Consider the following 21,217-nt stretch of genomic DNA (forward strand, 5'->3'; position numbering starts at 1 on the left):
GTTTATTATTTTTATTCTGCTGTATCTACATTAATCACATTACTGGAGCATGTTCTACTATCTTTTCCTGTTTTTCCTCTACAGCTACATATTATTACTATAAAGATTATTACCCATATCCAACTATATCCAAAGCCACAACCACCATAGCCGCCAGAGCCTCCATAATTACAACAACAAGGATCTAAATAACATTCATATTTTTTAAATTTTTTACAGCAATGTTTTTTACGTCTACAACATACATCAAAGCATCTATTGTTGCATTGTCCAGAGCCTCCAAAATTACCAAATCCTGTATTACCACAGCCACAGCAACATAGTAACAATAATAGCAATATTAATAGCCATTTATTACTTCCACCACCGCTACCTAAGCTGCCTAGTAAATCTGCATAATTCATTGGATTAAACCCTTTGTTATCACCACTTTCACTGAACATTTGTTCAAATACTTTATTAAAGTCCAAGCATACTCCTCCTTTCACTACAAATTTATTACTTTACATCTTTTGTTTCATACTATATACTATTCAGTTTATTTCAATATGACACTAAATTATTATTACTTAAAACAATAAATATTAAATTTATAGCTTTATAAAACTAAAATTTAATAAAAAAACATACAGTAAAATATTTACTGTATGTTTTAAAATTAATTTATTTAATTATTCATAAATGGCTTTTATAAGTTCCTGGACACCAACTTTTTTTAATGAAGAAAATTTAATTATTTGTTCTTCTTTAGTCATTCCTAACGTCTCTCTTATAACTTTTAAATTTTTAAATAACTCATTATTGCTAATTTTATCAGCTTTAGTAGCTACCACTATTGGTTTGTAATTATAATGTCTAATCCAATTATACATCATAATATCATCCCCTGTAGGCTTATGTCTGCAATCTACTAATAAAACAACTTTCCCTAAAGGTTCTCTGTCTATCAAGTAAGTTTCTATTACCTTTACCCAACTTTCTTTTTCCTTTTTAGAAACTTTAGCATATCCATATCCTGGCAAATCCACAAAATATAAGTCCTCATTGATTAAAAAAAAGTTTACCAGCCTTGTTTTTCCTGGTGTACTACTAGTCTTAGCTAATTTTTTTCTATTAGTTAAAGTATTTATAAGTGACGATTTTCCAGCATTAGATCTTCCCACAAAAGCAACTTCTGGCAAATTGTCTTTAGGATATTGATCTTTTTTTACCGCTGATATTATAAATTCTGCTTTTTTAATTTCCATTATTCATCTCTCCAACTAAGGCATTTTCCATAACCTGCTGTATTTTATCTACTGCAATAAATTTCAATTTTTTTTGTACACTCTTAGGAATTTTATTTACATCTTTTTCATTTTCTTTAGGTATTATTACCGTATCAATACCAGCTCTGTATGCTGCCAAACTTTTTTCCTTTAAACCTCCAATAGGTAAAACCCTTCCTGTTAATGTTATCTCACCTGTCATAGCCACATTATGTTTTACTTTTTTTGCACTTAATGCTGATACAATAGCTGTTGCCATGGTTATACCTGCAGATGGTCCATCTTTAGGTACAGCTCCTTCTGGAACATGTATATGCATATCTTTATCTTTATAAAAATTGCTATCTATATCATATTGAGTTGCATTGGCTCTTACATAACTATATGCTGTCTTAGCTGATTCTACCATAACATCTCCTAGTTGACCTGTTAATTGCAGTTTTCCATTTCCATCCATAACACTTACTTCTATAGGTAGCGTATCTCCACCATAACCAGTCCATGCTAATCCCTTAACAACCCCTATTTTGTCTTCTTTTTCAACAGTATCATATGTATACATGGCTGGACCTAGGTATTTACTTACTATAACAGATGTTATATTTATTTTTTTCTTATCTTTTTCTAACATTTCAGTTATAGCTTTTCTTACTAAAGCTGAAATTTTTCTTTCTAACTCTCTTACTCCAGATTCTCTTGTATAGTTTTCTATAACCTTATATATGGCTGAATCTGAAAAAGTTATTCTTTCATCCTTTATATTGTGTTCTTCCAGAGCTTTTTTAATAAGATGATTTTTAGCTATATGGTACTTTTCTTCTGAAGTATATCCTGAAACTTCTATAACTTCCATTCTATCTAGTAAAGGTCTTGGTATAGTATCCAATCTGTTCGCTGTGGTAATAAATAGTACATTAGATAAATCAAAATCTAATTCTAGATAGTGATCTCTAAAAGTACTGTTTTGTTCATCATCTAATACCTCTAAAAGGGCATCTGCCGGATCTCCCCTAAAATCATTGCTCATTTTATCTATTTCATCCAATAAAAACAATGGATTTTTTGATTTAGCCTTTTTCATACCATATATTATTCTACCAGGTATTGCACCTACATAGGTCCTTCTATGGCCTCTTATTTCAGCCTCGTCACGTACACCGCCTAAAGACATTCTTACAAAATTTCTATTTACTGCATGTGCCACAGACTTAGCTATAGATGTTTTCCCAACACCCGGTGGACCAACTAAGCATAATATAGGACCTTTTATTGAGTTACTAACTTTCTTAACAGCTAAATATTCAACTATTCTATCTTTAACTTCATTTAAACCATAATGTTCTTTGTCTAGAATTTCTCTTGCCTTTTTTATATCTATCGTATCATTAGTTTTTTTATTCCATGGTAACTCTAATACCCAATCTAAATATGTTCTAACCACATTGCTCTCTGGAGAATAATTTCCATTTCTCTCTAATTTTTTTAATTCATACATTACCTTTTCTTTAGCTTCCTTAGGCAATTTCATTCTAGTTATTTTTCTTTTATACGCTTCTATATCTTTATTTATGTCATCCTCTTCTCCCAATTCCTCCTGAATTGCCTTTAGCTGTTCTTTTAGATAATATTCCTTCTGAACTTTATCTATATTATTTTTAACCTTTGTACCTATTTTATTTTCTATTTTAGCTATTTCTAATTCATTATTTAATACATATAATAGCTTTTCTAATCTTTTATCTACTTCATAAGTTTCTAGTAGCTCTTGTTTTTTATTTTGCTTAAGTGGAATATAAGAAAGTATTATATCAGCCAGTTCTCCAGAACTCTCCATATCCTCTAAATTTATTATAGCTTCCACTGGAATAATTTCTGAAAGCTTAACATATTCACTAAAAACTTTTTTTACTTTTCTAGTCAAAGCTTGTATTTTTTTATCAGATGTATTTTCATCTTCTAGTATTTCTATATCTACTTCAAAATAAGGTTCTTCCTTATTATATTTTATTATTCTAGCCCTATTTTCTCCTTCTACAAGAACTCTTACGGTATCTCCTGGCAGCCTTAAAATTTGCTTTATATTACAAACCGTACCAACTATATTTATATCTTCTTTATCTGGTTCCTCTATTTTCGCCTCTTTTTGAGCTACCAAAAATACCTTTTGTTCTTCCAGCATAGCCTCCTCTAACGCTGAAATGGACTTATTTCTTCCTACATCAAAATGTATTATCATTTCAGGGAAAATAACAATTCCCCTTAAAGGGATTAAAGGAAGAGTTTTTATATTATCTGTCATTCTTTCTCCCCTCTTTCTATCTTCATTTTTAACAGTAAATACATACCTAGACTAATATATTATAACCATAAAAATATAATTTTTCAATTTTTATATTTTATATTTTTCATAAAAAAGCATAAACATCCCTCATTTTAAACCTCTCGAGGGATATTTTGTTCTTTTAAAGATGTAGCAGACAATACTACATTATTACTTTCTTCATGATTTTTATTAATTATGTCTTTTAAAAGAGCTATTTTAATTACTTGCTGTAAATCATCTACTGGAATTATATCTATACCATCTATAAATTTAAAGTTTTCTTGCCAATTCTCTTTAGGTATTATTACTATATCCGCTCCAGCTTTCTTTGCCGCTCCTATCTTAGCTGTAACACCTCCAATAGGCTTTACCTTTCCATTTAAGGATACTTCTCCAGTCATAGCTACTTTATTATTTATAGGTATTCCTTTAATAGCACTGTATATAGCCGTAGCTATACTTATCCCCGCTGAAGGTCCATCCACAGGTATTCCACTAGGAAAATTTACATGAATATTATAGTTTTTACTATTAATATCAAATATATTATGCAACACAGTCATTACATTTTCTACCGAACACTTAGCTGTACTACTCTTTATGAGTTTTCTATTACTATTAGTTATTTCTTCTTTTTCTATTATACCTGTGACTTTTAAATCCCCCTCCCCATCTCTGCTCCTTATGGCTATTGCTTCTATTTCCATTACAATCCCCATATTTGCTCCATAAACAGCTAATCCATTAACACATCCTATTCCAGGTTTTGATAAAACTTTTTTTTCAGGTCTTTGGGTATATTGGCCGTTTTCTATAATCCACTCTACATCATCTACTCTAATCTCATTTCTCTCTTCATCAATAGATATTCCAGCACTTAATTGAACTAAATTAACTGCATCTCTTCCATTTTCAGCATATTTACTTATTAAATTCAAAGCATTTTCCTCTATCCTAATAGGTATCTTACTAGCACAGTTTTTTGCAACAATTTTTATTTCTTCTGGTGATAAGCCCTTGAAGAATATCTCTACGCATCTAGATCTTAGAGCAGGACAAATCTCTTCTGGACTTCTAGTGGTAGCTCCTATTAACCTAAAATCAGCTGGGAGACCATTTTCAAATATTTCTTTTATGTATTCCGGTAAATTAGTATCTTCCGAATTATAATAGGCACTATCTAAAAATACTTTTCTATCTTCTAAAACTTTTAATAATTTATTCATCTCTGTAGGATGTAATTCTCCTATTTCATCTATAAAAAGCATTCCCCCATGAGCTTTAGTAACTGCTCCTGGTTTAGGTTGTGGAATACCAGAAACTCCTAACGCTCCTGCACCTTGATATATTGGATCATGCACTGAACCTATAAGTGGATCTGCTATACCTCGCTCATCAAATCTTACTGTCGTAGCATCAATTTCTATAAATTTAGCATCCTTTTTAAAAGGAGAATAAACTTTAGACTTCGCCTCCTCTAATACCAATCTAGCTGCCGCAGTTTTCCCTACTCCAGGTGGACCATATATGATTACATTTTGTGGATTAGAACCGCATATAGCTGCTTTTAAAGATTTTAGAGATTTTTCTTGACCTATAATTTCACAAAAATTTCCAGGTCGACTTTTTTCTGTTAAGGGTAATGTTAGACTAATACTCTTTAACTGATTTAGCTTTTCTAATTCTCTGCTATAATTTTTTTCAACAGTTCCACTTCTATATTGACCACTTTTAAGACTACTCAATATGAATATTCCAATTATAATAGTAAAAAAAATTTCTAGTAGTATCAATACATTTGTATTCATGATTATTTTCTCCTCTTCTATTTAATCGTCTACCCGTAACCTAGTATAACTTTTATTTATATTATTAACTTACTACTAGAAATATATTCCTTTATATTTTACAAAAAAAATTGGCATCTAAATGCCAATTTTATGCTGTTTCATTATTATTACTCTTTTTCTTTTCCAAACTTTTTTTTGGGGCTTTTATAGATTTTCTTTTTCCATCATTTGAATTCACAATATCAGGTATTTTATTTTTCATTGTTTCTTTTGTGATTATAACCTTTTCTATTGATTCATCTGAAGGAACTTCGAACATTATATTTCTCATTACATCTTCTATTATAGATCTTAATCCTCTTGCCCCTGTTTTTCTATCTATGGCCTCGTCTGCTATTTCTTCTAAGGCTTCATCTAAGAACTCTAATAAAACATTATCAAGTTCAAATAATTTTTTATATTGTTTTATTAAAGAGTTTTTAGGTTCTTTTAATATTCTTATTAAAGCCTCTCTATCTAAGGATTCTAATGTTACAACTATAGGAAGCCTACCTACAAATTCAGGAATTAGTCCAAATTTTAATAAATCTCCTGGCATTATTTGTTTAAGTAACTCTCCTACATCTTCGTCCTTTTTAGATTGAATTTCAGCTCCAAAACCTAAAGAACTTTTTCTTGTTCTTCTTTCAATAATTTTATCTATTCCATCAAAAGCTCCACCGCATATGAACAGTATATTTCCAGTATCTATTTGTATGAACTCTTGATGAGGATGCTTTCTTCCACCTTGTGGAGGAACTGACGCTACTGTTCCTTCTAATATCTTTAGTAAAGCCTGTTGAACACCTTCACCAGATACATCTCTAGTTATAGAAGGATTTTCTGACTTTCTAGCTATTTTATCAATTTCATCTATATATATTATACCTTTTTCTGCTCTTTCAATGTCATAGTCTGCATTTTGAATTAGTTTAAGAAGAATATTTTCTACATCTTCTCCCACATATCCTGCTTCTGTAAGCGTTGTTGCATCAGCTATGGCAAAAGGCACATTTAATAGCTTTGCAAGAGTTTGTGCTAGTAGAGTTTTTCCAGAACCTGTAGGTCCTAAAAGCAAAATATTACTTTTTTGCAATTCTACATCTGCTGTGTTTACACTAGAGTTTATTCTTTTATAATGATTATAAACAGCTACTGCTAAAGCTTTTTTTGCTTCTTCCTGTCCAACTACATATTCATCTAAATGTTCTTTTATTTCCTTAGGTTTTGGTAGATTTGTCATATCTACTTCTACTTCGTCATCAAATTCATCTGTAATTATTTCAGAGCAAAGCTCTATACATTCATCACAAATATAAACTCCAGGTCCTGCTATTAATCTCCTTACCTGCTCTTGGTTTTTTCCACAGAAGGAGCATTTTAATTGTTTTTTGTCATCAAATTTAGCCATCTTTACACCTCACTAAGGGTTTATTTAATTTTCTACTTACTATTCTTTACTATAACCTGATCAATTAAACCATACATTTTAGCTTCTTCTGATGTCATAAAATAATCTCTTTCTACGTCTTTTTCAATTTTTTCAAGTGGTTGCCCTGTTCTCTCACTTAAAATTTTATTTAATTTTTCTTTTATCTGAAGTATTCTTTTTGCATGTATGTTTATATCTGTAGCTTGACCTTGGAAACCACCAAGTGGTTGATGTATCATTATTTCGCTATTTGGAAGTGCAAATCTTTTTCCCTTAGCTCCTGCAACTAATAAGAAAGCTCCCATAGAAGCGGCCATTCCTATGCATATAGTACTTACATCAGGCTTTATATACTGCATAGTATCATAAATAGCCATACCTGAAGTTATAGATCCTCCAGGACTATTTATGTATAAAAATATATCCTTGTCTGGATCTTCTGCTTCTAAAAATAATAATTGCGCTACTACTAAACTTGCAGTTGTGTCATTAACCTCTTCTCCTAAGAATACTATTCTATCCTTTAATAATCTAGAGTAGATGTCATAAGATCTCTCTCCTCTTCCTGTTTGTTCTACAACTACTGGTACTAAACTCATAATATTCCCTCCTTAAAACCCTAAAATTAATTGCCAGAAATATTCTGGCAATTATTATACACATTATATTATGCTACAGCTTTGCTATTTTTAACCAATATATCTATAACTTTTTCTGTAACTATTTCAGTTTTTAATAAACTCTTTTGTGCATCCAATATTAATTTAGCAGTTTTTTCCATATCTTTTCCACCATACTGCTTTGCCATCTCAGTTGCTTTTGCTAACAACTCTTCCTCAGTTACTTCAACCGCTTCAACTTTTCCAATTTCTTCTAATGTCAAGTTTGTTTTTACTCTCTTTTCTGCTGTTTCCTTCATGTAATCTCTAACTTTCTCTTCTGTGTTATCAGTGTATTGGTAGTATGTCTCTAAATCTAATCCTTGATATCTCAATCTCATTTCAAGATCTTTTAGCATCATGTCTGTTTCTTTATCTACCATAACTACTGGTATTTCTATTTTAGCATTATCACACACTGCATTTATAACTTGCTCTTCATATTCTCTTTTTGCTCTTAATTCATTGGCTTCTTCCATTTTCTTTCTTATATCAGCTTTTACTTCTTCTAATGTATCAAATTCTGAAACTTCTTTTGCAAATTCATCATCTAAAGCTGGTAATTCTTTCTTTTGAATTTCATTTACTGTAACTTTGAAAGTAGCATCCTTACCATTTAATTCTTCTTTGCCATATTCTTCTGGGAACTTAACATTTACCTCTTTTTCTTCACCCTTTTTAGCTCCTATCAATTGCTCCTCGAAGTTATCTATAAATGTTCCAGAACCTATTTCTAATTTATAATCTTTTCCTTCTCCACCTTCAAAAGCCTCTTCTCCTACGAAACCTTTAAAATCTATAATAGCTATATCACCTTTTTCAACTTCTCCATCTTCTTTTGTTTCTATTCTTGCATTTTTTTCTTGCATTGACTTTAATTCATTTTCAACTTCTTCTTCTTTTACTTCATATTTTACTTCTTTAACTTCTACACCCTTATATTCTCCAAGTTCAACCTCTGGAGTTACTGTTACTGTAGCAGTATATACAAAATCTTTTCCTGAACCTATTTCAACTATGTCTACTTTTGGATAGTCAACTGGTTTAATATTGTTTTCTTCTATAGCTTTTGGATATGTATCGTCACAACAGAAATTTATTGCATCTTCGTAAAGAACTCCTTCTCCATAGTATTGTTTAACCATGTTCATAGGAACTTTACCCTTTCTAAATCCTGGTACGTTAAACCTTTTAACATTCTTTTTATATGCTTTTTCTAGAGCTTTATTAAATTCTGTAGCCTCTACAGTTATCTCCAGTTTAACAATATTTTTTTCTATTTTTTCCACTTTAGTATTCATTATTTTATTCCTCCTACTCACCGTCAATGCGTATTTAACTTTAACATTATAACATACAATGTGTAATTTTATCAAATTTTAAATTATTTATGTTAATCTTCTTATAATACTCATTATATACTAAAATGTATGTTTTCTTCAATTGCAATTAGATTGTTTTTTGTTTGCATTTTTTTAAATTTTCTCCAATATTTTCACTATTTTATTCACTAAGTGTGCCCGTTGATGTCATATAATAAATTTTATCATCGATTTTTACCGATAACCCTTTTTCTGTTATATTTTGAAACTGAACATCACTACCCTGTTTATTTCTAATATATCTATATTTTTTTTCCCCAACTTTTCCATACCATATAAACTTCTTTCCATCTGCTTTTAGCCATGGAAGTCTACTTATAAATGCAATATTTTCTTCATCCACAAATCTAGGTGATTGACACCACAAATAATTGCTATCATTTTTTATTTTATTTTCTCTTAAGAATACACTTCCATTTTTAGATACATATTGATCCTTCGATATGTCTATTACCTTTCCTTCATTATCTATAAAAAACATCTTCTGAGTTTTCTCTTCATATACAAGCAAAGAGGTTTTTGATGGATTACAATCAAAATATATTTTACTATTATCTATTTCATTTACTACATCTTTATATATTTTTTTGTTTTCTTTTTCTTCATAGGAAATTTTGACGCTTAAATTCTCATTCAAATTTACTGTTATATATTTTGTTTTCTTTTCTTCCTTTACTGATGTACTTTGTTTCTTAATTTCATCTTCTTTTTTACTATTAGCGGCACTTTTACTATCTACCTTTTTTGTTCCAGTTTTTTTATTAGTTTTATTCATTATATTGATTTTACTTATCTTATTTATTATGTTGAAACTTTTATTTTTAAATAAATTTATATATATTACTATACCTAACACAAAAACTACAGATATAACTATAGCTATTATTTTCCTTCTACGTCTTTTAACAGCCTTTTCATAATTCTTACTGAATATACTTGGTTTTCCCACAACAAGCCTACCTCCTCATTATATCTTCCAAAATATATTATAACTCAAATTATAGTCAATTAGTATTTCTTTTACTAATATTTAATATTTTTTTACGATTTATAACTCTTTTTTTATTATTTCAACGCTCGTCTCAAAACTGTTATATAAAGTTTTTTATTCTGTTTTTGTGTTATACCCCATTCTTAATAGCTGTTTTGAAATTAAAACAGAATGTTTTTTTCATAAAACAGAACGCATAAAATTAAAATTTCATATTGATTTAATGTATATACCTATGTTATAATCATTTCATCAAGTTAGTTTCAATAAATAAATCTTACTAATACAGTTTAAGTTTTTTATTAAACACGTTTCGTTTTCTTTCTCTGTATTATAAGATAAATAGTTCTGTTATATAAGGAGGAGTAGTAATGTTTAAACAATGGGAAGGTTTTAATTTAGGTAACTGGACAGAGGAAATAGACGTAAGGGACTTTATACAAAAAAACTACAAATGCTACGAAGGAACTAAAGAATTCTTAGAATCTCCAACAGATAAAACCAAAAATGTTTGGGGAAAAGCATATGATCTTATATTAGAAGAAATAAAAAAAGGAATAATAGATGTAGAAACTTCAAAATTTTCTGGTATAGACAATTTTGAAGCTGGCTATTTAGATAAAGAAAATGAAGTTATTGTTGGTTTTCAAACAGATGCTCCATTAAAGAGAATAATGAATCCCTATGGCGGTATGAGAATGGTAGAGCAATCTCTAACTCAATATGGTTTTAAAATGGATGATAACTTGGAAGATACTTTTAATAAGTATAGGAAAACTCACAATCAAGGTGTTTTCGATGCATACAGTGAAGAAACTAGAACAGCTAGAACTGTAGGTCTTTTAACTGGATTACCTGATGCTTACGGTAGAGGAAGAATTATAGGTGACTATAGAAGAATATCCCTATATGGAATTGATTTCCTAATAACTGAAAAGAAAAAGGATTTAAATAATTTAAAAGGAGCAGCCACTGAAGAATTTATAAGATCTAGAGAAGAAATTTCTGAACAAATAAGAGCATTAGCTGAAATAAAAAGCATGGCATCAAAATATGGTATAGACATATCTAATCCTGCAAGAGATGCTAAAGAAGCAGTTCAATTCCTATATCTTGGTTATTTAGCTGCAGTAAAAGAAAATAATGGTGCTGCTATGTCTCTTGGAAGAAACACTGCATTTATAGATATTTATATAGAAAGAGACTTTGAAAGAGGAATCATTACTGAAAAAGAAGCACAAGAAATTATAGATCAATTAGTTATTAAATTAAGATTAGTAAGACATCTAAGAACTCCTGAATACAACGATTTATTCGCAGGAGATCCTAACTGGATTACAGAATCTATTGGTGGAATATCTCTAAGTGGTCAGTCATTCGTTACTAAAACTTCTTATAGATTTTTACACACTCTAACTAATTTAGGTCCTGCACCAGAACCAAATATGACAATACTTTGGTCAGAAAGACTACCAGAAAACTTCAAAAAATATTGTACTGAAATGTCAATAAAAACTGATTCCATACAATATGAAAACGATGATCTTATGAGACTTATATATGGAGATGATTATGCTATCGCTTGTTGCGTATCAGCTATGCAAGTAGGTAAACAAATGCAATTCTTTGGTGCTAGAGCGAACCTTGCCAAATCACTTTTATATGCTATTAACGGTGGATTCGATGAGGTTAAAAAGGCTAAAGATGGAAGCCTAATAAAAGTTATTCCTGGAATAGGGAAAATTACAGATGAAGTTTTAGATTATAAAAAAGTTAAAGAAAACTACTGGAAAGTTATAGAATATGTAGCTGAACTTTATGTAAATACTATGAATACAATCCACTTCATGCATGATAAATATGCTTATGAAGCTGGTCAAATGGCATTACATGATTCTAAAGTTCACAGATTTATGGCTTTTGGAGTAGCTGGTTTATCTGCAGCTGCAGATTCTCTAAGTGCTATAAAATATGCTAAAGTTAAACCTATAAGAAACGAAGATGGCATAACTGTGGACTTCCAAATAGAAGGTAGCTTCCCTAAATATGGAAATGATGATGATAGAGCAGATGATTTAGCTGTAGAATTAATTAAAAAATTCTCTTCTGAACTTAAGAAACATCCTACTTATAGAAATGCAGAGCATACTCTATCAGCTCTAACAATTACTTCAAACGTAGTTTATGGCAAAAAAACAGGTTCTACTCCTGATGGAAGAAAAGCTGGAGAACCTTTAGCACCTGGAGCTAATCCAATGCATGGAAGAGATGAAAATGGTGCCCTTGCTTCCCTAAACTCAGTAGCAAAAATACCATATAGAGAATGGTGCCAAGATGGAATATCTAATACTTTCTCTATAATTCCAGATGCTTTAGGTAAAGATGAAGATTCAAGAATAAACAATTTAGCAGCTTTACTTGATGGATATTTTGCAAGACATGCATTCCACTTAAATGTAAATGTGCTTAGAAGAGAAACTTTAATTGACGCTATGGAAAATCCAGAAAAATATCCTACACTTACTATAAGAGTTTCTGGATATGCTGTACACTTCAATAGATTAACTAAAGAACAACAAAAAGAAGTTATAAGTAGAACTTTCCACGGAAAAATGTAATTTAAATAAACATTAACATTATACAAATAATATATAAATAGAAACTTTAAGATATAAAATGTCCCCTTGAACCAATTTTGAGTTTTCTCCAAATGGTCTTGGGGATATTTTATAAAATATAGGAGGAACTATGATAAAAGGAAAACTTCATTCTATAGAAAGCATGGGGCTAGTAGATGGTCCTGGTATACGCTCAGTAGTATTTCTTCAAGGTTGCACTTTAAGATGTGCTTATTGTCATAATCCAGACACCTGGTGCTTATCTGGTGGAACAGAAATTACCCCAAAAGAAATTGTGGATAAACTAGAACGTTTTAAAACTTATTATGATACATCTGGAGGTGGTGTAACCTTTTCTGGAGGTGACCCACTACTTCAACCTGATTTTTTAATAGAAACTTTAAAACTCTGCAAGGAAAAAGGAATTCATACTGCTATAGACACAGCAGGTAATGGCCTAGGTAAATATGATGAAATATTAAAATATACAGATTTAGTATTATTAGACATTAAGCATGTTGATGATGAAGGCTATTTAAAACTTACAGGTCAAAGTCAGTATAAATTTAAAGAGTTTTTAAAAGCGTTAAACATCTCTAACTCAAAAGTATGGATAAGACACGTAGTTGTCCCTGGCATTACAGATTCTAAAGAACATATATTAAAATTAGGCGATTTTATAAAAGAAAACATTAAAAATGTTAAAAAAATAGAACTTCTTCCCTATCATACTTTAGGAATACAAAAATATGAAAAGCTAGGAATTAAATATGCTTTAGAAGATGTAGATGCTATGGACAAAGATATTTGTAATGAACTTCAAAAATTAATAAGAGAATACACTGGAATAAAATAGCTTAAACATTTTTTTAAAGGCTCTAAAATATAAACTTTAGGACTATACCATTGATGGTGTAGTTCTAGATTTTATGCTATATTGCTCTAAAAAATTGCAATTAATCTCGTAGTAAACATTTTTTTAATTACTATTCTTTTAATCGCCACATCTTATTAGCTCTAGAAATTAACGCCTCTACACTAGCTTTATGCTCTTCTACCATTTCAATAGCATGTGGATTATCTTTATCTATGTCTATAGGTTTCATGTTTTCATCCACATAAATATTATATCCCCCCTTATTTTCCTGAAGTATTAGCCCATACTCATATCCACCAGTTATACGTGGCCATATAATTAAAAGCTCACCACTTTTATTATTAGCAACTGCCAAGTTTCCTGTATAATGTAGATAATCTGGTTTTTTTACACTATACGTATACCCATCTTCTTTTGTCATAGCATAAAAACCATCTTCATTTTTAGGTACAGCTTTTACAAATCTATTATATTTTATAGTTGTTATTAAAAACCAACTAATATTTAAAGCTGCAAATATTACTATAATAAATATAATAATTTTTTTCCCATTTATTTTATTCATAAATTCACCACTCTATTTCCTTGTTTTTTTATATACTCATCATGTGTAACCAATACAATTGTTTTTCCTTGTGTATTTAATTCTTTTAAAATATTAATTACAGCTTCTGCATTTTTCCTATCAAGGGAACCCGTAGGCTCATCTGCCAGTATTACATCACATTTTTTAAGCATTAATCTAGCTATAGCTACCCTTTGCTGCTCTCCTCCTGATAATGTATACACCTTTTTATTTAATTTATCTTTAAGACCAACAATTCTCAATGCCTCTTCCATTGATAAATTTGTCTTACAATCCTTACTAATAATTTTTAAATTTTCTTTAACAGTCTTATTATCAACCAATGCAAAATTTTGAAAAAGAAAACCTATTTTTTTCCTAAAATAATTTAAATGATTTCTTTTATTTTTAATATCAATACCATCAACAATTATTTCTCCACTATCAAATTTTTCAATTGCTCCAATCATGTTTAATAAAGTGGTCTTACCACAACCACTTGGTCCTCCTAATATAATAAATTCTCCATCCTCTATCTCTAAATTTAAATTCGAAAATACTATTTTATCATCAAATTTTTTGTTTAAGTTTTTTATTTTAATCATAGATTCCCTCCTTTCAATATCTTTTGAATTTCGCAATTTTCTACTTTCTGTATATTAAATATAATAATCAAAATTTCAAATATCAATATTACAATTCCACCCAAAGCCAGATAATAAGCTTTCTGAGTTTTCATTATTATATTTAAAATAACAGCTGTTAATATACTCATCATAGTAGTTACAACCGTCATCATAATAATTTTTCTATTTTTTTCTAAAATACTGTATCCAACAATTTTCTTAATAGAAAGCTCAATAGCATTAATTTTATACTCCATTTTAATAATCCAATTAATCACTATAATTTCTAAAAGTAAAACCAAAATGCTAAATACTAAATTAATATATAAAATTCTTTTAGCTATCTTCCACATATTTTCATACTTTTCTAATGCATTTATTTTATAGATATTTTGACCTACTAGATTATGTTTCTCTAAAAATTTATTAAATTTATATATATCATCATTAGATGATATTTTATATATAACATCATCTAATTCATTTAGTGTTTCTCTATATTCATCATCATTTTCACTTTTGATTCTATGGACTTCCATATTATTGTAAATAATAACAGGATTTTTAATTAAATCACTTCCGTATACATTATCCTCATCCATTCCAACTATATGGATATTATCATCATAATATATAACTTCATACTTGTAATAAAAATCAGCATCTCCACCTGAATAATTTATACTCCCTTTTATTTTATCAATAATACAAGGATCATCTTTCATTTTACTAGGTAATATAAAATAGTATTCTTTATCTAAATTTAAATTATTAAGTTCAGTTATTTTTCTTTTTAAATAATTTAAAGCATTTCTATTTGCATAAATAGATTTTATTTCAAAAAAATCAGAAATATCCTTTAAGGCAATTGAATTAAATTGGTTAAAAAATTCCGTATAAAATTTCCATTGTACAGCCATAGATTCATCTAATCTATCATCTATAGTTCCATCACTATTTCTAACTGGTTTATATAAAAATTCTATGTGGTAGTAATCCTTATGGTTTGTAAAAAAGTTTTTTTGTTTACAAAAACTATAAGACTCAAAAATAAACGCTATATTACTGGATATTATAAAAATTGTAACAATGGTTGTTATTAATTTTAAACCATAATTAATTGATAATAAATTTCTAGAGCTTTTTCCATTAGAGAAAGCCTCCTTTACATCATAAAAATATAAATTTAAATATAACAATCCATTGATAATAAGTAATGCACCAAATAATATAATTGAAATTTTGAAATTAAAAAAAACATAAGTATATCTAGATAAAATAAATACTATTAATAAAAAAGAAGCTATAAATACAAAAGAGTCTAAAAGGATATTTTGAATTATGATTTTACTTATTCTTTCACCCATAGTTATTTTAATGACATCTTCTTTTTTTTGTGAAATAGTATCATAAAAAGATAGTAATAAAATAATGCTAATGGAAAGTATCCATATAAAAATGGTATTCTTTTTTGACTCTTTATCCAGATAACCCTTTTTAGGATGATTTCCTGCATACTTATTAATTAAATCCATTTTAAATTTATGAACTTTTTCACCACTACCTATAACATAATATTCATTTTGATTTTTAATATCAGCTATATCTTGAATATTGCTAAACTTAAAATCAATACTTCCCAAAAAAAGGCTTGTATACTTCTTTTCAAATATATTCGAATTTTTATTTATGCATTTTTCTACTCCTGGAGTTCCATAAATATTATATTGAACAGAAGAGGTATTTACCCCTGAATTTATAAAAGTAAATACCTCAACTTCATTACAAGCTGCTGAATCAACTATATCCTTAATCATTTCTTCACTTTTTATACCATCTTGTAAATATAATGTAGTACTCCAATATTGAGTATAAAAATTGTCTAAATGAAAAATATGGCTTTCTCCTATAATTAAAAGAGCTATAAATATAATACAAAAACTAATAATATACTTAATCTTTTTCAAAAAAAAATTCCTCCATATTGTTAATTCTTACATTTCTATTTAAATAAAAATTAGTAAACAAAAAATTTTTACTATATCCTAACAATAAAATATTAAATTAACTCGTTGTGCTAATTTAAATTAATTTCATTAATATTGATTACTAGGATTTATTTACCAATAAAATAATGCGTAGAATATCCATAGGTTGTTTTAATATAATTTGTATAATTTATCCAAAAATCAATTCTTTGATTTTTAAGATATCAATACTTTTTCTTAGAATTTTATTTATGAAGAAACAAATATTATGAGCTAGTATTTTAGTTTGAATTCTAGTTATTAATCCCCAGCGAGATTTAGCTAATACTTTAGATATATTTAATTGCTCTGAAAGCTGGGAGTTGACCGTTTCAGTAAGCATACGTTTTTTGAATATTAATCGTCTTACCGATTTATGAAGTTGGATTTTACTATTACTTCTTTTCATAGATATTAGGTTTATATCACGTTCTTTCTTTAATTCTAAAGAAAGATTATTACCTATATATCCTTTATCACCAATTATAGTTAAACTAAAAGTTTTATTGGTTAACTCCCATAAACCTTCTCTATCATCTATATTGGCTGAAGTTACTGTAAAATCTGTAATATATCCATCAATTGAAATTAATGAGTGTAATTTAAAGCCATAATAAGTTTCTTTTTTAGATGCACACCTTCCATATGAAGCATAGCATCTAAATGTTTTGTGAAAATGAGCTCTACCAAATTTACATGCATAAATAGGCATGCTATCTATAATTCTAAAGTAATCTTCAGTATATCCAAGAATACTTGTTAACGTATTTCTTATACTTTCTATTACTTTCATAAGAGCTCTTCGTGTTCGGTTAAAACGACTTCTATTGCAAAATCTAGGGAATAAATCTTTAAAATTATTCTTGCAATAACTAACCCAAGATTTTTCAGAATCAATGGACATAAGTTCACCAACTAGTGATATGGAAATTATTTCACTATCACTCATAATAGCGGTCTTAACGTTTCTACGATTTTTAATATGTGCTGGAGTTATATCTTGGTAAACATCATCAATTATAACAAAAACGACAGTTATAAAATCTTTTAAATTTTCTATAACTGTGATACAATCTTGTTTGTAAAGCTATAGCATATATGTGTACCTCCTTCATTAAATTGGTCGTGCTTTTTAATGATAGGTTAGCATATTATGCTAGAGTTTTTCTATTTGTAAATAATGCTAGTAATTTAACTAGCACAACGAGTTAAATTAAAAATAATATACTATTCCGTAAAGGATTCTTGAACCCTTATGTCTGACTTCTATTTTTGCCCACTTACCTGCTTTTGCACTAGCACTATGTGAACCATTTCCATTAACAAGTGCTGCCTTATGGTATAATGAATTATGCTTTGCATGTACATAATCTTCATTTATCCAAGTTGTATTATAGCCATATACAAATGTACAATTTATTCCATCTTTGCATGCTTCCCAAGCTTTGTCAAAAGTATGACCATCACTCCAAACTTTAATTGATTCACTTGTAGCATATACAGTTGTAGCTAAACCTAACATTATTAAAATAGTTAAAATGCTTATTACTTTTTTCATATTTCATCACCTCACTTTTAATATTTTCTTTAAATTTATAGTTCTATTAACCATAAATTTAAATAAGTTCATTTATATTTATATCTTAGCATTTTAATTTCAATTATTCAACTATTATTGATATTTTTTCCAAAAACTCACTCACCAAACACACGATCCTATCTATTTTAGTAGTTTATTAGCTCAAATTTTAATTCATAAGTAACATTAGAACATTAAAATTAGGAATTAAAAAAATTTTAAAGTATAAAAAACTAAAAGCTTGAATCATTTTACTAAATAAAATCATTCAAGCTTTATGCATCTATTCATATTTTTTTCGTACAAATAAAAGGTTTTCCATAGCATAGTGAAGGAAAATCCACCATACCTAGCACTCTAGCACACTGGCACACTAAAAATTGTTACCCCGTAACAATTTTTATGTTCTCTTTTAATTTTTTCGCACTTATAAAGGGTTCTTCCGATGCCATTATATAAGACATTACCGCCACTCCATCAGCACCATTTTCTATTGTTTCTTTTGCATTTTCCGGATTTATGCCACCTAATGCTATTATGGGCATAGATACTTTACTTCTCACTTCTTTAATAAAATTAACTCCTTTAGGCTTCAGCCCCTTCTTGCAATCCGTTAGATAAATGTGGCTGACTAAAATATAATCTACACTTTTTTCCTCACAAATCATAGCTTCTTCTAAACTATGTACTGAAACACCTACAAAAACATTTTTGGGTTTTTTATCTAAAAAATCTTTAAATTTCATATGGTACCCGTTTGCTTTTACCGCTTTCATAGCATTGAAGTTCCCATTTATTATAAGCTTAACTTTTCTATAACCTATTATTTCTTTTATTTTTTTACCATAACTTATAAGTTCTTGCTCATTTAAATCTTTCTCTCTTAAAATTATAGTATCAACTCCACCTTTAATGCTCTCATTTATTACATGAAAGAAATTATGATTTTTTACAAGTTTTCTATTAGTTATTAAATATAATTTAGGCATATTAAACACAACCTTTTTAATATATAGTCTCTTTCATAATTGATTTTATCATTGAACTCTCCCCACCTGCTCAGCCAAAATGGGATATCATTCCTCAAATTTAAACTAAAGTATATCTAACTAGGTGAAATAATACATAAACTAAAGTTGAGATTATTCGTTAAATTAGAATTGCATCCAATTCTTAAATATAGGCTCATATCCTCTTTTTACTATACTGCCCATAACCTGTTCTAAGTTTCTTTTATCTGCTGTATCAAATTGAGGTTCACTTTCATCTTTCAATTCATGTCCACCTACTTCTGTACTTGATTCAGCTGACATTTTAGTAACTCCTAAAGGTATTAGATTATCTCTAAACTCTGCCTTTTCTCTAGTGGATACGGTAATTCCTACCCTTGGCATAAGTATTCTAAGAGCCAATATATACTGTACAATATTTTTATCATTTACTGGGTATACATCCTCAAAAACCCCTGCATGAGGTCTTATTCTAGGAGGCGAAACACTAACATCTACATCTGAATACTTATCCTGTAAGTATTTTGCATGTAATCCTGTGGCAAAAGCTTCTCTTCTCCATTCATTTAAACCTAGAAGTGCACCTATATTTACAGTTCTCATTTTAGCTATACATCCTTTTTCAGGAGCATCTAATCTAAACTTATAATTTTTCTTAGGACCAGCAATATGGACCCTATCGTATATTCTTTCATCATATACTTCTTGGTAAACAGTAAGTCCATCCACCCCTGCTTCTACCACCTGATTATATTCTTCCTGATTTAGTGGGTATATTTCTATAGCTACAGATTGAAAATATTTTTTTAAAACTTTAACTGCCTCAACAATATATGATACAGGTGTATCCTTTGGAGATTCTCCCGTCAAAATAAGTATGTGCTTAAATCCTTTAGATACTATATTCTTAGCTTCTTTTTCTATCTCATCCATATTCAATTTATTTCTTTTAATACTATTTGCACAGTTAAATCCGCAATAAGCACATTTATTTACACAATAATTTGCAAGATATAAAGGTGTAAATAACTCTATTACCTTACCGTAATTCTGCAAAGCTAATGTATGCGCTTTTTGTGCCATTTCCTCTAAAAATTCTTCTGCCTTTGACGACAACAATGTTAAAAAATCCAATTCACTTATTACGTTTTTACTCAAAACTCTTTTTACATCCAATTCAGTAACATTATTAAAGAATTCATCATAATCAAAGTCCTTATATCTAGAATAATAATCATAAAATCTCACTCTATTTACCCCCATTCAAAAAACCAGTAAGTGGTGAAGATGCATTCCCATATTGTGATTGTACACCCATTCTAGCCTCATAAGCCATTCTACCTGACTTAACTCCTAACGAAAAAGCTTCTGCCATTTTAACTGGATCTTCAGATGTGGCTATAGCTGTGTCTACTAAAACGGCCCCTGCACCCATTTCCATAGCTTGTACTGCATCTGATGGTTTTCCTACACCTGCATCTACTATAATAGGAACTTTTATTTCTTCTATAAGTATTCTTATTAATTCACCTGTTCTAATTCCCCTATTACTTCCTATAGGTGCTCCCAATGGCATAACTGCCGCTGCTCCAACATCTACTAATCTTTTTGCAGCCATCAAATCAGGACTCATATAAGGAAGTACTACAAAGCCTTCTTTACTTAATACTTCTGTAGCTTTAATAGTTTCTTGATTGTCAGGAAGTAAATATTTATTATCCGATATAACCTCTATTTTAACCCAATTTCCACAGCCCATAGCTTTTCCAAGCCTAGCTATTCTTATAGCTTCTTCTGCAGTTCTTGCTCCTGAAGTATTAGGAAGTAATATTACATCTTTAGGTATACATTCTATAATATTTTCCCCTCTTGAATTTAAATCTACTCTTCTTATAGCCGTAGTTACCACTTGAGTTTGTGACTTTTCTATTACTTTAGGTATAACTTTTGTGGAAGGAAACTTTCCAGTTCCAACAAATAATCTACTTTCTAATTCCACTCCACCTATAATTAATTTTTCCATAATACACA

The 21,217-nt window shown here is 29.1% G+C and carries 18 protein-coding genes; 2 read left to right on the forward strand and 16 right to left on the reverse strand.

Annotated features, from left to right (window positions below):
* Positions 1-11: 11 nt before the first annotated feature.
* From C1715_RS13945 to C1715_RS13980, 8 genes are all read right to left on the reverse strand, one after another.
* Positions 12-470, reverse strand: a complete 459-nt coding sequence (locus tag C1715_RS13945) for a hypothetical protein (protein ID WP_102401080.1) — start codon at positions 468-470, stop codon at positions 12-14.
* A 201-nt stretch (positions 471-671) separates the two neighbouring features.
* On the reverse strand, positions 672-1,247 hold the full coding sequence (gene yihA, locus C1715_RS13950) for a ribosome biogenesis GTP-binding protein YihA/YsxC (RefSeq protein WP_102401081.1): 576 nt from the start codon (positions 1,245-1,247) through the stop codon (positions 672-674).
* The gene (gene lon, locus C1715_RS13955; RefSeq protein ID WP_102401082.1) at positions 1,237-3,567 is read right to left on the reverse strand and encodes an endopeptidase La; all 2,331 of its coding nucleotides are present in this window, start codon (positions 3,565-3,567) and stop codon (positions 1,237-1,239) included. The genes yihA and lon overlap by 11 nt, the downstream gene beginning before the upstream one ends.
* A gap of 134 nt (positions 3,568-3,701) precedes the next feature.
* Positions 3,702-5,399 carry an ATP-dependent protease LonB gene (lonB, locus tag C1715_RS13960; RefSeq protein ID WP_102401083.1) on the reverse strand — a complete coding sequence of 566 codons (1,698 nt, stop codon included), beginning with the start codon at positions 5,397-5,399 and terminating at the stop codon, positions 3,702-3,704.
* 130 nt (positions 5,400-5,529) lie between these two features.
* Entirely contained in the window at positions 5,530-6,831 is a 1,302-nt protein-coding gene (clpX, locus tag C1715_RS13965) for an ATP-dependent Clp protease ATP-binding subunit ClpX (protein WP_102401084.1), read from the reverse strand.
* A gap of 32 nt (positions 6,832-6,863) precedes the next feature.
* On the reverse strand, positions 6,864-7,451 hold the full coding sequence (gene clpP, locus C1715_RS13970; protein WP_102401085.1) for an ATP-dependent Clp endopeptidase proteolytic subunit ClpP: 588 nt from the start codon (positions 7,449-7,451) through the stop codon (positions 6,864-6,866).
* Positions 7,452-7,519: 68 nt separating this feature from the next.
* Positions 7,520-8,812, reverse strand: a complete 1,293-nt coding sequence (tig, locus tag C1715_RS13975) for a trigger factor (protein ID WP_102401086.1) — start codon at positions 8,810-8,812, stop codon at positions 7,520-7,522.
* A 202-nt stretch (positions 8,813-9,014) separates the two neighbouring features.
* Positions 9,015-9,842: a hypothetical protein gene (locus C1715_RS13980; RefSeq protein WP_102401087.1), complete on the reverse strand. Its 828-nt coding sequence runs from the start codon at positions 9,840-9,842 to the stop codon at positions 9,015-9,017.
* Positions 9,843-10,255: 413 nt separating this feature from the next.
* On the opposite strand from C1715_RS13980, the gene pflB reads away from it, so the two are divergent.
* On the forward strand, positions 10,256-12,502 hold the full coding sequence (pflB, locus tag C1715_RS13985) for a formate C-acetyltransferase (RefSeq protein ID WP_102401088.1): 2,247 nt from the start codon (positions 10,256-10,258) through the stop codon (positions 12,500-12,502).
* Between the two features lie 130 nt (positions 12,503-12,632).
* A complete protein-coding gene (gene pflA, locus C1715_RS13990; RefSeq protein WP_102401089.1) occupies positions 12,633-13,358 on the forward strand; it encodes a pyruvate formate-lyase-activating protein in 726 nt (241 codons plus the stop codon).
* A gap of 130 nt (positions 13,359-13,488) precedes the next feature.
* Here the strand turns inward: pflA and C1715_RS13995 are convergent, their stop codons facing one another.
* From C1715_RS13995 to C1715_RS14030, 8 genes are all read right to left on the reverse strand, one after another.
* Entirely contained in the window at positions 13,489-13,944 is a 456-nt protein-coding gene (locus tag C1715_RS13995; protein ID WP_102401090.1) for a hypothetical protein, read from the reverse strand.
* Entirely contained in the window at positions 13,941-14,549 is a 609-nt protein-coding gene (locus tag C1715_RS14000) for an ABC transporter ATP-binding protein (protein WP_102401091.1), read from the reverse strand. The genes C1715_RS13995 and C1715_RS14000 overlap by 4 nt, the downstream gene beginning before the upstream one ends.
* Positions 14,546-16,537: a DUF1430 domain-containing protein gene (locus tag C1715_RS14005; protein WP_102401092.1), complete on the reverse strand. Its 1,992-nt coding sequence runs from the start codon at positions 16,535-16,537 to the stop codon at positions 14,546-14,548. Before C1715_RS14005 ends, C1715_RS14000 begins: the two co-directional genes overlap by 4 nt.
* A 211-nt stretch (positions 16,538-16,748) precedes the next feature.
* Positions 16,749-17,666, reverse strand: coding sequence for an IS982 family transposase (locus C1715_RS14010; protein ID WP_102401093.1), 918 nt, complete (start codon positions 17,664-17,666; stop codon positions 16,749-16,751).
* A 144-nt stretch (positions 17,667-17,810) separates the two neighbouring features.
* Positions 17,811-18,155 carry a mediterrocin family bacteriocin gene (locus tag C1715_RS14015; RefSeq protein ID WP_102401094.1) on the reverse strand — a complete coding sequence of 115 codons (345 nt, stop codon included), beginning with the start codon at positions 18,153-18,155 and terminating at the stop codon, positions 17,811-17,813.
* 404 nt (positions 18,156-18,559) lie between these two features.
* Positions 18,560-19,165, reverse strand: coding sequence for a thiamine phosphate synthase (locus C1715_RS14020; protein WP_102401095.1), 606 nt, complete (start codon positions 19,163-19,165; stop codon positions 18,560-18,562).
* Positions 19,166-19,330: 165 nt separating this feature from the next.
* Complete coding sequence (thiH, locus tag C1715_RS14025) at positions 19,331-20,434, reverse strand: 2-iminoacetate synthase ThiH (RefSeq protein ID WP_180964098.1); 1,104 nt, start codon at positions 20,432-20,434, stop codon at positions 19,331-19,333.
* Between the two features lies 1 nt (position 20,435).
* Positions 20,436-21,209 carry a thiazole synthase gene (locus C1715_RS14030; protein WP_102401097.1) on the reverse strand — a complete coding sequence of 258 codons (774 nt, stop codon included), beginning with the start codon at positions 21,207-21,209 and terminating at the stop codon, positions 20,436-20,438.
* Positions 21,210-21,217 lie beyond the last annotated feature (8 nt).

The sequence above is a fragment of the Haloimpatiens massiliensis genome (assembly GCF_900184255.1).
Classification (GTDB): domain Bacteria; phylum Bacillota; class Clostridia; order Clostridiales; family Clostridiaceae; genus Haloimpatiens; species Haloimpatiens massiliensis.

Bases quoted from the DNA above. Each gene is read 5' to 3' on its own strand.
- yihA (WP_102401081.1), bottom strand. From the start codon at position 1,247: ATGGAAATTAAAAAAGCAGAATTTATAATATCAGCGGTAAAAAAAGAT.
- lon (WP_102401082.1), bottom strand. From the start codon at position 3,567: ATGACAGATAATATAAAAACTCTTCCTTTAATCCCTTTAAGGGGAATT.
- lonB (WP_102401083.1), bottom strand. From the start codon at position 5,399: ATGAATACAAATGTATTGATACTACTAGAAATTTTTTTTACTATTATA.
- clpX (WP_102401084.1), bottom strand. From the start codon at position 6,831: ATGGCTAAATTTGATGACAAAAAACAATTAAAATGCTCCTTCTGTGGA.
- clpP (WP_102401085.1), bottom strand. From the start codon at position 7,451: ATGAGTTTAGTACCAGTAGTTGTAGAACAAACAGGAAGAGGAGAGAGA.
- tig (WP_102401086.1), bottom strand. From the start codon at position 8,812: ATGAATACTAAAGTGGAAAAAATAGAAAAAAATATTGTTAAACTGGAG.
- pflB (WP_102401088.1), top strand. From the start codon at position 10,256: ATGTTTAAACAATGGGAAGGTTTTAATTTAGGTAACTGGACAGAGGAA.
- pflA (WP_102401089.1), top strand. From the start codon at position 12,633: ATGATAAAAGGAAAACTTCATTCTATAGAAAGCATGGGGCTAGTAGAT.
- C1715_RS13995 (WP_102401090.1), bottom strand. From the start codon at position 13,944: ATGAATAAAATAAATGGGAAAAAAATTATTATATTTATTATAGTAATA.
- C1715_RS14000 (WP_102401091.1), bottom strand. From the start codon at position 14,549: ATGATTAAAATAAAAAACTTAAACAAAAAATTTGATGATAAAATAGTA.
- C1715_RS14015 (WP_102401094.1), bottom strand. From the start codon at position 18,155: ATGAAAAAAGTAATAAGCATTTTAACTATTTTAATAATGTTAGGTTTA.
- C1715_RS14020 (WP_102401095.1), bottom strand. From the start codon at position 19,165: ATGCCTAAATTATATTTAATAACTAATAGAAAACTTGTAAAAAATCAT.
- C1715_RS14030 (WP_102401097.1), bottom strand. From the start codon at position 21,209: ATGGAAAAATTAATTATAGGTGGAGTGGAATTAGAAAGTAGATTATTT.